We start from the raw sequence: 12,653 nt of genomic DNA on the forward strand, positions 1-12,653 counted from the left end.
GAAGCTGGTGCCGCTGGAGACTCGGGGCGGTCGCGATACGTTCCTGGCATTGCATCCGGATTTCAGTCGCTTCGTTTGTAGCTTCGGCCGGCAGAACGCCGAGGATCCCACCAGCCCGGTCGTGGAGTTGGGGTGGGGCGCTGAGTGGTTCACCAATGCGCGTTACACCGGCCCGACAACGTTCCCTCATCCGCCGGAATGGCAGGCCTACGTCGGGCATTACTGCGACATGGGGCCGCGCATCCGCAGTCTTCGCATCGTGATCCGCAAGGGACGACTGCTCATGGATGGCGTGACGCCACTGCGGGCCCAGGGAGATGTTTTCGTCGCCGACAGTTCGGAGCCTACGGCCGAGTGGCTTCGGTTCGGCGAACGGGTCAACGGCTGCTGCATGTGGTTGCAAGCCAGCGGTCGCACCAACTGGCGAGTGACGGTGCCATGAGCGGTTGGTCGAAGTTCGCAACATGGGGGCCTTCGCTGTCGCTGCTCGGGTGGCTGCTGTGTTGTGTTCCTGGGCCGGCCCCGGCGGCGGCCGAGCGCTTCGAATCGGTCGGCGAGCTGATTCGCAACAGCCTGCGCGATAGCGGGGCGCCCTCGGTGAGCGTCGCGGTGGCTCAGGGCGACCAGATTATTTGGGAGCAAGGTTTTGGCTGGGCCAATCGTGAGCGGCGGGTCGTGGCTACGGCGCACACGGCTTACCCGGTCGCTTCGGTCACCAAGCCGCTGACGGCCACGGCGTTGATGACACTCGTGCAGGCCGGCAAGGTCGATCTCGATCGACCAGCCAACGATTATCTCGGGCCGGCGAAGCTGCGCGCTCACGTGGGTGATGTGAATCAGGCGACCGTGCGACGTCTGGCCAATCACAGCGCAGGACTGCCATTGCACTATCGTGCCTTCCGTATCGATGGCTCAGTGCGTCAGCCCTCGTTGCAAGAAGCGCTTCTTCGCTATGGCGCACTGGTGTCGGCGCCCGGCGAGGAAACGTCGTACTCCAATCTGGGATTCGGCGCCATTGGCGAGATCATCGAGCGCACGTCGGGCGAACACTACGCCGACTACATGCGTCGTGAAGTCTTTCTCCCTTTGGGGATGACGCGGACGTCGGTTGGCATTGGTCCGGGCTTGGAAGACTTCGTCGCCACTCGCTATGGCGAGAACGGCCTGCCGGTTGCGCCTTACGAAACGGATACGCCTGCCGCCGCGGCGGTGTTTGCCAGTGCGCACGATCTTGCACGCTTTGGTTTGTTTCATCTGAAGACTCATCGATCGGATCAGAAACAGATCCTGAGTGATAGCTCGCTCGAGGAAATGCATCGACGCACGTCACTGACGGACGATGGCGGCGGCTACGGTGTGGGCTTCGGCAGGCGCGAGGTCGGTGGCCACTCGGTGTTGTTGCATTCAGGCGGCCAGGAGGGCGTATCCAGCCTGCTGGTGTTGTTGCCGGAACAACGAATCGCGGTGGTAGTGCTGTGTAACTCGCGCTCCAAGCTACCGTGGCAAGTTGTCGATGCCGTGCTGGGCAAACTCGTGCCGCGCTGGCCTGGGCTACCGCAGCCTCAATGGGTGCCGCCGCCGGCATTCTCAACGCCGTCCGAACTGCTGGGCACGTGGCAAGGCACCTTGCGTGCCTACGACAGGACGTTTCCAGTCGAACTGAACTTCCTGGCTGATGGTCTGGTGCGTGCGCGCTTCGACCAGCAGATGCCTACGTTGATCGATCGCGCCAAGTTCGACGCGGGCGTTTTCAGCGGCGATCTGATTTCCCGCATCGGCACCGAGGACACGGAAGGGTACGACTACAAGGTGTCGCTGGCACTGCGCTTGCGCGAGGGTGTGCTAGGTGGTGCGGCGTTGGCCTCGAATGACTTGGTATTGGCGAGTTGGTTGGAGTTACGAAGAAAATGAATCGACGTTGCAAGCAATGGGTGATGCTCTCGGGTCTGACAATGCTGTCGATGGCGGCGACTGCAGACACTTCGAAATATCCGGCGCCGACACTGCCGGAGTACAAGCACGAGTTCGACATCCTGAAACGAAAAGTCGATGTGCTGTCCATGTATCAGCGGCTCGGCGACGTTGCCATGATTCAAGAGATCAACATCACGTCGCTGCCGCCGAGAAGTTCCAATCCTACGGCGCTGGGCGCTGGCAATCCGCTGGTGTTTCCCGCGTACACGTTCGTACCCAAAGCGCTCGGCAACCGCAAGGCGCCGCTGTTGGTCTTTCCGCACGGCGGGGTGCATTCAAACTTCAGCGGTGTATTGATACCGATCGCGCGTGAGTTGTTGGAGGAAGGCTACGTGCTCATCGCGCCGGAGTATCGCGGCAGCAGTGGCTTCGGTCGGGGCATGTACGATGAGATCGACTATGGCGGCGCCGAGATCGACGACACGCATGCGGCGCGCGACTGGGCGGTAGAGAACATGCCCAACGTCGATGGTTCGCGCGTGGGCATCCTGGGCTGGAGTCATGGTGGCTTCCATGCGCTGATGAACATTTTCCGCTGGCCCGGCGACTACAAGGTGGCGTACGCGGGCGTGCCGGTGAGCGATCTGGTGCAGCGGATGGCTTATCAACCCAGCTACCCGGAGATCTTCAACCATTTCATCGGCAAGTCGGTGCAGGAAGATCCCATGGAGTATCGACGTCGCTCGCCGGTGTATCACGCCGACAAGCTGCAGACGCCGTTGCTGATTCACAGCACCACCAACGATGGCGATGTGCATGTGATGGAGGTTGAACACCTGATCGCGGCGCTCAAGGCCGCGAACAAGAAGTTCGAATACAAAATATATGACAATGCACCCGGTGGCCACGGGTTCAACATGATCGACACCCGGCTTGCCCGCGAGTCGCGGCGGGAGGTCTATCAGTTCCTGGCGCGGTATTTGAAGCCGGCGCGTTTGGAGTGAGGCCCGCGATGTAGTTCAGCGCCGTGAGCGGATCGTGATCTCTTCCCCGGTCCGCGTCACGACCAGCGATTCATTGTCTACCAGGGTGTTCACCATCCGCTCCGGGGCATCGGCATCGAAGGTGCCGGAGAAGCGTTGTCGGCGGGCAGCCTCGTCCAGCACCTGGATTTGAGGCGTGACGTTGTAGCGATTGAACTCCGCGACGATAGTTTCCAAAGACTCGTCCTCGAAGACCAGACGACGCTGCCGCCAGGCCGCGGCCTTGGCGGAGTTGACCGGCCGACGCTCTAGGATGGCGCCGCCCGGCGTGACACTGGCTTCTTCGCCAGCGGCGAGGCGTGGCGGTGACATAGGGGCGGCGGTAGAAGGCTGCGATCCCTGCAGATCCCCGCTGATCTGCACGACGCCTTCCAGCACGGCGACGCGAGTGCCGCTGTCTTGCCGATACACGCCGAACTGCGTGCCGATGGCTTGAATCACGGCATCGTCCGTATGCACACTGAACGGCCGGGCCGAATCGTGTTTCACCGTGAACAGTGCTTCGCCTTCGCGCAAACGCAGCCAGCGCTCGTTGTCGGTAAAGCGAACTTCCAGGCGCGAGCGGGTATTCAGATACACCATCGAGCCGTCGGCGAGTTTGATGGAACGTTGTTCGCCGATCGCGGTGGTATAGGTTTGTCGCTGGCCGATGCCGGTGAATTGCCACACAGCGAGTGTCGTGACCAGCAGCGTCGCAGCGAGCCCTGCGACCCAGCGCATGGCATGTCCGCCGCTCGTCTTGGTCGGCGCGTGCTCGGTGAGGGTGCGGGGCGCGTCGATCGGCACCACATTGACATCGGCTTGCATCGGGACCACGGTGTCGTCCGAGCCGCCAGCCATCGCTTCGATCCGTGCTTCCTGCTCAGGCGTGACATCGGCAATGTCCTGTGCCGAGTTCATCAGAAACAGAAAGTCCTCGACGTGCCGCGGCGATTCCTTCAGCCACGCAAACAGCGCGTCCCGAGAGCCATCGCCTTCGGTGAGTGCGCCCAGGTATTGAGCGCCTCGCTCGGTAATTCGTTTGTCGTCGTCAGTGCCGAGATTCATGGCATCGTCCCTGTGGCTAAGCTTCGCGCCGGCTCTTGACGAGCGCGAGGGCGCGGTAGAAGTACTGTTCGACGGTTCGGGTTGCCAGTCCGAGCTGTCGGCCGATTTCTTGATAGGACTGCCCATCGCGCAGCTTCATCAATACGACGCGGCGATACACGGTGGGTAACTCGCTCATCGCGCGCTCGAACTGACGTTGCCGGCCGACTTGTTCGCCGAGCTCGTCGGCACCGGACTGCGGCTGGTTTTCGGCCTTCTCGCACGCGTCCGAGTCGTACGACACCTGGTCGCGCTTCTGCCGCATGTGGAACTCGCTGATCACGTTCGCGGCCGTCCGGTAGATGTACGCCAGCGGTTCGAGGATCTCGGTGGGATCACTGACGCGCAGCAGCCGCGTCCACACTTCCTGCGCCAGCTCGCGCACATCCTGCCGGTTGCGCAGTCGCCGGGTCAGGTAGCGGTTCAAGTCGAGCCGATGCCGCTGATACGCGATAGCGACGAAGCGAGCGGCATTTTTTCGGTCGTTGGCGTTCACTGGATGCGGGCTTGGGCCTACTCTCTATGACTTAATTCCAGTGAAAATCTTCAACACTTTATTTTGTTGCCGAATTCGCGGCTGCTCCAGTCATACAGCAACGTAGAGATTATGCACACAATGGGGAGCTTCCGATGCCGACGTTGCCGCGTCTTGCTGGTTTGAGTCTGTTATGGCCGCTGATCTGCGCAGTGGCCGCCGCCGCGGCGGCCCCGCCCGTGAAGATCGAAATCGCTGCGCAACGCCTCGACAAGGCGCTGAATGCCTGGGCCGAGCAAACCGGGCTGTCGGTAATGATGCCCATGGATGGTGCCGCCAGCGAGCACATGGCAGTGCATGTCGCCGGGACCTACACGCCAGAGGAGGCGTTGCAGCTGCTGCTCACGGCCACCGGTTTGCGCTATGAGTTCGTGGATGAGCGCACCGTGGCGATCCGTCTCGTCCGCAAAGCGAATGAGAGTCAAAGCGGCGCCGCTGCCGACCGGCTGGGCGCGAGCCCGGAGCTCGAAGAAGTCCTGGTGTTTGGCACGCTGGACAACCAATTGAGCGTGGGCTCGAAGTCCGGGCTGTCGCTGCGAGAGACGCCGAAATCGATCACGCTCGTGACCCGAGAGCGCATCGAGGCGCAGAACCTGTCCTCGCTGGAGGAAGTCATGCGACAGACCACCGGCGTCACTCAGCAAAGCTACACACCGGTCGATCCGTTCTACTACTCGCGTGGCTTCCGAGTGAAGACGGTGCAGATCGATGGTGGTGCGCCGGCCGACTCGAGCGCATTCGGCTTGTTCCTCACGCCCGATACGGCCACCTACGATCACATCGAGATGCTGCGAGGTGTGGATGGCATGTATAGCGGTGCGGGTGAACCGGGCGGTGTCATCAATCTGGTGCGCAAGCGCGCCGAATCGACACCAGCGGTCCGGCTCGGCCTGTCTGCGGGTAGCTGGAATCGTTATCGCGGTGAGATCGACGTGACTGGCCCGCTCACCAGCGACGGTCGTTTGCGGGGTCGTTTCGTCGCGGCCAAGGAAGACAAGGATTACTTCTACGATCGCGCCACCTCGACCAAGACCATCGCCTACGGTACGGCTGAGTACGATGTGACACCCAGCACGCTCGTGATTGCCGGCGCGAGCTATGAGCGTCGCAAGGAAGATGGCTTCGCCACTTGGGGCTTCCCGCGCTACAGCGATGGCCGGAGCCTGGATCTGCCGAGAAGCAACGCACTCAATGTGCCCTGGGCGCATTGGTACATCACCACCAAAGAAGTCTTTACCCGCGCCGAGCAGAAATACGGTGCCACGGGCGTCATCAAGTTGAATCTGACGCACATCGCTCAGTCCAGCGAGAATCGTCAGTTCGTGAGCTACGGCGGCGTCGATCCGATCACGCGGGTGGGCAACACGGCCTATGGCTTCGGCAATGACTACGACGCCACGCAGAGCCTGTTCGATCTCTCTGCCAACGGCACTGTCGAGCTGTTCGGCCTGGAGCATCGCTACACTGTCGGCACCGATTATTCGAAGATCGATGGCGGCGGCGCGAAAGGCTATCGATTGCCGGGCTATGACTATCCGGGACCGGCCATCGACGTGTTCAATTTCAATCCGGCGTTGTACCCGGAACCAGTCGCCCAGCAGAATGCCTATTACCCGGAAAACGGGCAGACGCAGCAGGGCTTCTATGCCACGGTTGGTTTGCAACTGCTCGAGCCGTTGCGCCTGACGCTCGGCGGGCGCTACGGAAAGTTTCGTTACTTGCAGGTGGCGCAAACCGTCAATCCCGATGGATCGCGACTCGCACCTCGCACCACGCGCTACGACGACAGCAAGTTCATTCCGAGCGCGGCACTGACTTATAACTTTGCGGAGGATTGGTCCGCGTATCTGAGCTACGCCGAAACGTTCAAGGTGCAAGCGAACCTGTTGCAAGCGCCGTTGCCCGGCACACCGTTGGATCCCATCACTGGCGACGGTTATGAGTTGGGCGTGAAGGGCGAACTCTTCGGCGTCCTCAATGCATCGGCCGCCATCTATCGCATCGAACGCAACGGGCAAGGTGTACGCGACAACACCTTTCCGAATGTTCCGACCACGGGTGGCGCGAGCTGCTGCTTCATGCAACAGGTCAACATCACCAGTGAAGGCTTCGATGCCGAATTGAGCGGCACCGTGCTGCCTGGCTGGCAGATGTTTGCCGGCTACACCCACAACTCCAACAAGGCCGAAGGCGTGGACAGCAGCACGCTGTACTCGAGCGGAGCGCGCACCCTGACGCGCACACCCAAACACATGTTGAAGATGTGGACGACCTGGCGCCTGCCGGGCCGAGCTTCACGTTGGACATTGAATGCCGGTGTGCTGGCGATGACCGAAGGCTATGTGATGGACACGGCGATTGCCGCTCCCGGTAGTACGCAGCGGATCAATTATCGCTTCTTGCAGAGCGGCTACTCCGTGTGGAACACGGCCGTGCAGTACGAGCTCAACGACACCTGGAAAATCGGCCTGTACGGCGACAATCTGTTCGACAAGAGGTACTACTCGGTCTACAGCAACACGCTTTACGAAAACATCTACGGCACGCCGCGTAACTACATGCTGACTGTGCGTGGGAGCTGGTGAGGGATCATGTTGATGAAGCACATCGTTACTCGGGTATCAGCGCTGGTTCTCTGCAGTGTCAGCTGGTGGCCGGTTGCAGCCGTCGCACAGCAGTTCGATGGCGCGAAGCAGGCCATCCGTCGGCAGCTCGTCGAGAATCAAGTGCCGGGCATCGCCGTCTCGGTCTGGCGCAATGGCAAGATCGTGTGGGCGGAGGGCTTCGGCTGGGCGGATGTGGAGCGTCGTGTGCCGGCTACCGAGCACACGATGTTTCATCTGGCGTCGGTGACCAAGCCGCTGACCTCGCTGGGCGTGATGACGCTGGTGCAAGCGGGCAAGGTGGATCTGGATCAGCCCGCCAATCGCTATCTGGGTCGTGATGCACTCACGACCTGGATCGGCGACCCGCAGGCGGTGACGGTGCGCCGTCTCGCTAACCATACGTCGGGCCTGCCGGGCTTCACCAATACCTTCTACGGTGATGACGACTTGCCTCGGCGATTGTCGCTGAGCGAGACGATTCGCCGTTACGGCATCGTGGTGGCGCCGGCGGGCGAGCGTTATCAGTACTCCAATATTGGCTATGGCGTGCTGAGTCATCTGCTGGCGCAGGTCTCGGGCAAGAGCTACGCCGATTTCATGCGGCAGGAAGTGTTTCTGCCGCTGGGGATGACGCACTCATCCATCAATATCGCGCCGGGGCTGGAGGGGCAGCATGCGATCCGCTACGACTTCGAACGCAAGCCCATTCCTTTCTATACCTCCGTCACGCAAGGCTCCGGTTCGGCGTATTCCAGTGCGCATGATCTGGCGCGCCTCGGCATGTTCCTGCTCAAAAATCGTCTGGCCGATCAGCAGCGGGTGTTGAATGACGCGTCGATAGAACAGATGCTTCACGATCCGCTCGCGGCGATTACGCCCACGTCGGATGGTTCGAAACGAACCTACGCCGTCGGCTGGATTTCTTCCAACGACGGCGGCTACGACGTCGTCGGGCACGAAGGCTCGACCTCGGGCACTCAAGCGAACTTTACGCTGGTGCCTGCAGAGAATCTGGGCGTGGCCGTACTCGCAAACACGGACGGCGGCGCCGGTGGTGCCGACCTGGCGGCGATACGCGCCGCGGTTCTCAAGAGTTTGTTGCCGAAGTGGTCTAAGCCCTCGGCCGCGTCTTCGCGACCGGCACCGACGCCAGCGTTCGATGCTTCATCGCCTTTGATCGGCGAGTGGCGCGGACAGATCCATACCTATCAAGGCGAGCAGAGCATCACGTTGTCGATCCGATCGCCCGGCGACGTGCGCTTGCGTATCGGTGGCGAACCGCGCTTCCCGGGACGGAGTACGGTTTTGCAGGAAACGTTGCTCACCAACGTTGCGCTCAAAGACGGCTTTCTTACCGGCGATTCTTTGGCCCAGCTCGAAACCTCGGACACACAACGACGCCCGCACGTCACCTCGCTCGATGTAAAACTTCGCGGCGATGTGCTCAGCGGCCAGGTCATGGCGCAGTCCGTGTTCGATGGCTTCTGGCATTACGGGCTGCCGTACTGGACTCAGCTGCGGCGGGTCGGCGGGCTGGTGGCGAATTAAGGGCTGGTTCGATCGTTGTTCGCCGTGGCCGAGGGAGATTCGCGCTGAGTAGTACCGTGACTGTTGAGCCGGACCGCGAGAGGGCGCGTCGCGGCGCTCGCGTTAGTGGGCGGCGAGGGGTGTGGCCGTTGTTGGCGGGGCTGCTGATTCCGCTGGCGAGCGCGGCGCCGGCGCGAGACGCAGACCATGATCGTCAAGGTTTATTCATACACGCAGTTCGGCGGCGGCGACATCATGGTTGAGGTATCGACACCGGCTGCTGGCTGTACCAAGGGCTTTTGGATCAGCGCCACGGATCCCGGGTTCAAGGTGACCCATGTCCTGGTGTTGTCAGCCTATCACACGCAGCGAGCGTTCGGATCGGCGGTGAAGATACGCAACTTTGGACTGGTTCAAACAATGTCTACTGCAGAATGACGTTCGCGGGTTTGCTGTGAGCGCGGCCGCTCGCATCGTTTCGGGTGTTCACCTCAAGCGATTGCATCGATGGGCGTGGCGACGCTGGCCGATCAATCGCTAACCGATCGCTGAGCGGGTGTGCATAGCGCGTCACGGCTGAGATTCAACACTGATGTATGTGGCGTCAAAATAGCCGTTCGTACCGCAGGTGCCGAACAGTCGTATCGGAGTGCCGGCCATCTTGGCGGCTAAGCCAATGGCCAGCAGCTGTTTGTATCCCGCAAGGGTTTGAGCGACCTTCACGTAGGTGGCGTTTGGGCAAGAGGTTGCTCCCCATTTCAGTCCTCCGGTGAGGTAGAGATCCTGGCTGCTGCCATCCAACTGAAGTGCTGCAATGGGCTGTGTCACGGTCCATTCACTCGCCGATGCGGTTAGGGGAAGTGCCAGCGTTGCCATCAATGCAAGTTTAGTCGAGATGCTCATGATGTTTTTCCAAAGGGTTAGTTGAAGCGCTTCACGCGCCAGTTTGCTCGTCAGCGCCTTCGTTCAACGCCAGTAGAAACTTGAAGATATCGCGCTGGCTCGGGCTGTCTCGATCTGCTCATACTAGGCATATCACTGGATTGGTTTGGGCATCCACTACCAGGACATGGAGTGTGGCCTGATCATTGCGGAAGTGATCGCCCCGTAACGCCCTGGTGAATCGAAAATCAATGGGAGATGAAATCTTGTTGGTGTGACATCCCTGCTCAGTTTCTCAGTTCAGATTGCATGCCGGTCGGGCGATTGTCAACGCACTGAGCGCAGCGAAGACTGTCGATCACGCTAGTGAATCATGCGAGCCGTGCCGCTGCGGATGGAGCAGGGGTCGTATCTGCCAAACATCGCCGGAGCGGGCGGCGGTTCGGAGAATCCCTGAATTGATGCTGCGGCTTGAAAACTCTGTTGACAGGCCAGGTGACAGATTGCAATTATTTGTATGAACTGAAAAGTTGCCTCGACAACAAACCACGTGACCTGGTCGGCTACAGTGCGCGTCGAGCCCGGTCGATAGAAAATGGAAGGATCCGTATGAAGTTCTACGTACCCAAGCAGGTCAACGTCCCGCCGAGTCGTCTTCCCCGACCGAGCTGATTCTGCACATGACTATCAACGAGATGTTATCGCAAGCAGCGATGACTTGGGGTGGATGCAGTTGATATCTGCGTGATCCACGGCGATCTCGAGCGCGACGATGGCTTCATCTCTATGCATGCGTCGGGAGCCCATCCGTTGAACAGCGTTTATCCAACCGGCACCTTTACCGTGAGCATGTGACCGTTGACGGCGCGATGCACGAGCAGTCCTTAATACCTCGGAGTGATATATGAAGTCACATCGACTGGTTGCCATCGCGCTAGCGCTGGGGGCTTCGTTGCCCGCGAGCGCTGCCGATTGGTTCGATCGCGTCACGGATCGTCTGGGCGCGATCGAGCAGACGAGCGGCGGTCAAATCAAGCTCTTTATCGACAACGGCGGTGTTGCGATCAACGTTCCAGGGCGCGGTTCGAGTTGTAGCGCGACGTCCGTGCTCATCACACCTCCGGCGGGCCGAGAGAAGGATTGGTTGGCCATGGTGCTCGCCGCGGTATCTTCGGGTAACGCAGTGGCTGTTTACGGTAATTGCAATGCCTCGACCTGGCAGATCGAATCCACTCGAATTTTTGTGGTGCATTGAGCGACTCGCCTTGATGACGCGTGTGCCGGTGCATGTCACGTTGCGCTTTCGCGAAAGGAGCTTGCTCCAATCCCTGAGTATGTCCGCGGACGGTCCTTAAATCGTTGACAACCAGAATGCGCGATGAGAAGTTATTGCGCGATTGCAAATCTCGGCATCAAACGAGCGCACACGGATGGCTATGCAGGAGTGGCAGGATTTCCAAGAGCACGACCCCAGCGTGCGTCAACGCCGTATTGATCGCCATTGTCATTTTGGCGGATCAATCAATGAACGCCTCTATCGCGTGCCTGCGGCCTTATCGTGAAATCTCCGTACGCGACATGCTCTTCTGGCTGAAGGAATGCAGTTAATGAGACAACTCGAATCTGGGGTATTCGAATTCGCGCAGCTGTATCGCAGGCAAGTTTGGGGTTATCGACTGCATGTCGGTGTTCCATACTTCGATCGAAAACTTTTTTTTAAGCCGCCGGAAATTTCTAGAGTGCGTAACGATTCTCCACGGTTACGTGCTGTGCCTTGCTGTACGAGGGACTGATGAATAAAGCACGATGGATGGGGTTGTCTGTAGCCTGGATGTATCTCGCCGCCCCGGCGCAGGCGGCGGAGACGCTCACTTACACTTACGATGCGTTGGGACGCCTGACCAAAGTGCAGACCGCGGGTGGGCCGGGGAGCGGTGTTCAACGCGATTACAGCTACGATGCGGCGGGTAATCGCTCGAGTTTTCTGTCGACCGGTGCGACCAGCGGTAGTGCCGTCACCATCAGTCCCGTAAGCAACGTTGCGAACGTCTCGTGGTACGGCGTCTCGATCGGCGTCAATCTTGCTGTGACGGGATCGGCCGGAGGCATGGTGACGTTCACGGAGAACGGTATCTTCCTCGGCTCCGCGTTCGTTTACGGCAACCAGGCCAGTATATTTCTCGAAGGTCTTTCGCCCGGCCTGCACACGATCACCGCTAGCTACACCGGCGACGGTGCAAACGCGGCGACCTCTTACACCTTCGCGGTCAACGTTCGAGATATTCGCTGGCTGCCGGCGGTGCTCGATCTGCTGCTGAACTAAGCGGCGTCGGTGTCGATGTCTGATGGCGTGGTTGATGGCGCTCAACGGGTTAAGGAAGAGAAGCGATGATCGATAACGGATGGTGCTCGAGGATCGGAAGGCGCGCTTACGTGGTGGCGAGTTGGACTGCTTCGCTTGCGTTTCTGCTGGTGGGCGGCGTGGTGAGCGCGCAGACGGTGCCGGAGCCGTCGCCGGTGCGCGCTGCGCTCGACGCCAACGGCGTCGATATGATTTCGGGCCAGCTATTGCTGACCGAGCCGGCCGTGTCGATCGGAACGCCAGAATCCGGTCTGTCGCATGAGCGATATTGGATTGGCGGCATCGGCGGTCTATGGCGGCACAACTTCGAGGTCTGGATCGCAAACCCCGGCTCGATCAAGCCGCAGGTGTCCGTTGGCAATCGCTCCTATGCGTTCGACTTGATCTCGGGCGCGTATGTCCCTGCTCAGCGCACCGGGGGCGCGCTGACGTCGATCACGAACGGCTACCTGTTCACCGACCGCAACGGCGTCGCCACCAAGTTCAGCAATTCCGTGTCGATGTATTCGGGCACGAGAATCTATGCCACCGAGATGACGTATCCCACCGGGGAGAAGCTGAGCTTTCACTATGCATACAACGCTGCGAACAGCGTCTACCTGCTGCAATCGGTCACCAGCACTGCTGGCTATCAGCTGAAGTATGAATACTTCACCGGCTCTCTCGGGCCATCGCAGATCCTCTACGCACTGAAGAAG

The 12,653-nt window shown here is 60.2% G+C and carries 12 protein-coding genes and 1 pseudogene; 10 read left to right on the forward strand and 3 right to left on the reverse strand.

Features of this window, described 5'->3' with window-relative positions:
• The 3 genes and pseudogenes from JNL55_RS36425 to JNL55_RS36435 all read left to right on the forward strand — a co-directional run.
• Nucleotides 1–442 (forward strand): annotated as a pseudogene (locus JNL55_RS36425) (hypothetical protein); the annotation flags it as partial.
• On the forward strand, nucleotides 439–1,911 hold the full coding sequence (locus JNL55_RS36430; RefSeq protein ID WP_293866739.1) for a serine hydrolase domain-containing protein: 1,473 nt from the start codon (nucleotides 439–441) through the stop codon (nucleotides 1,909–1,911). The pseudogene JNL55_RS36425 and the gene JNL55_RS36430, both read left to right, overlap by 4 nt.
• A gap of 41 nt (nucleotides 1,912–1,952) precedes the next feature.
• The gene (locus JNL55_RS36435) at nucleotides 1,953–2,918 is read left to right on the forward strand and encodes an alpha/beta hydrolase family protein (RefSeq protein WP_293866742.1); all 966 of its coding nucleotides are present in this window, start codon (nucleotides 1,953–1,955) and stop codon (nucleotides 2,916–2,918) included.
• A 15-nt stretch (nucleotides 2,919–2,933) separates the two neighbouring features.
• Here the strand turns inward: JNL55_RS36435 and JNL55_RS36440 are convergent, their stop codons facing one another.
• Nucleotides 2,934–4,004 (reverse strand): FecR family protein, encoded by a 1,071-nt coding sequence (locus JNL55_RS36440; RefSeq protein WP_293866744.1) that lies wholly within the window; start codon nucleotides 4,002–4,004, stop codon nucleotides 2,934–2,936.
• A 16-nt stretch (nucleotides 4,005–4,020) separates the two neighbouring features.
• Nucleotides 4,021–4,539 (reverse strand): RNA polymerase sigma factor, encoded by a 519-nt coding sequence (locus JNL55_RS36445; protein ID WP_293866747.1) that lies wholly within the window; start codon nucleotides 4,537–4,539, stop codon nucleotides 4,021–4,023.
• A 134-nt stretch (nucleotides 4,540–4,673) separates the two neighbouring features.
• On the opposite strand from JNL55_RS36445, the gene JNL55_RS36450 reads away from it, so the two are divergent.
• From JNL55_RS36450 to JNL55_RS36460, 3 genes are all read left to right on the forward strand, one after another.
• Nucleotides 4,674–7,163, forward strand: coding sequence for a TonB-dependent siderophore receptor (locus tag JNL55_RS36450; protein ID WP_293866750.1), 2,490 nt, complete (start codon nucleotides 4,674–4,676; stop codon nucleotides 7,161–7,163).
• 12 nt (nucleotides 7,164–7,175) lie between these two features.
• Nucleotides 7,176–8,732, forward strand: a complete 1,557-nt coding sequence (locus JNL55_RS36455) for a serine hydrolase domain-containing protein (RefSeq protein ID WP_293866753.1) — start codon at nucleotides 7,176–7,178, stop codon at nucleotides 8,730–8,732.
• A 186-nt stretch (nucleotides 8,733–8,918) separates the two neighbouring features.
• Nucleotides 8,919–9,149 (forward strand): hypothetical protein, encoded by a 231-nt coding sequence (locus JNL55_RS36460; protein WP_293866756.1) that lies wholly within the window; start codon nucleotides 8,919–8,921, stop codon nucleotides 9,147–9,149.
• A 132-nt stretch (nucleotides 9,150–9,281) separates the two neighbouring features.
• Here JNL55_RS36460 and JNL55_RS36465 read toward each other — a convergent pair whose 3' ends face one another.
• Nucleotides 9,282–9,614, reverse strand: a complete 333-nt coding sequence (locus tag JNL55_RS36465) for a hypothetical protein (protein WP_293866759.1) — start codon at nucleotides 9,612–9,614, stop codon at nucleotides 9,282–9,284.
• A 702-nt stretch (nucleotides 9,615–10,316) separates the two neighbouring features.
• Between JNL55_RS36465 and JNL55_RS36470 the strand changes: the two genes are divergently transcribed.
• From JNL55_RS36470 to JNL55_RS36485, 4 genes are all read left to right on the forward strand, one after another.
• Entirely contained in the window at nucleotides 10,317–10,448 is a 132-nt protein-coding gene (locus JNL55_RS36470; RefSeq protein ID WP_293866762.1) for a hypothetical protein, read from the forward strand.
• Nucleotides 10,449–10,497: 49 nt separating this feature from the next.
• Entirely contained in the window at nucleotides 10,498–10,848 is a 351-nt protein-coding gene (locus JNL55_RS36475; protein ID WP_293866765.1) for a hypothetical protein, read from the forward strand.
• 537 nt (nucleotides 10,849–11,385) lie between these two features.
• Nucleotides 11,386–11,916: an Ig-like domain repeat protein gene (locus JNL55_RS36480; protein ID WP_293866769.1), complete on the forward strand. Its 531-nt coding sequence runs from the start codon at nucleotides 11,386–11,388 to the stop codon at nucleotides 11,914–11,916.
• Nucleotides 11,917–11,981: 65 nt separating this feature from the next.
• On the forward strand, nucleotides 11,982–12,653 hold a 672-nt coding region (locus JNL55_RS36485), incomplete at its 3' end, for a hypothetical protein (protein WP_293866772.1).

It is taken from the genome of Steroidobacter sp., assembly GCF_016790065.1.
Classification (GTDB): Bacteria; Pseudomonadota; Gammaproteobacteria; order Steroidobacterales; family Steroidobacteraceae; genus Steroidobacter.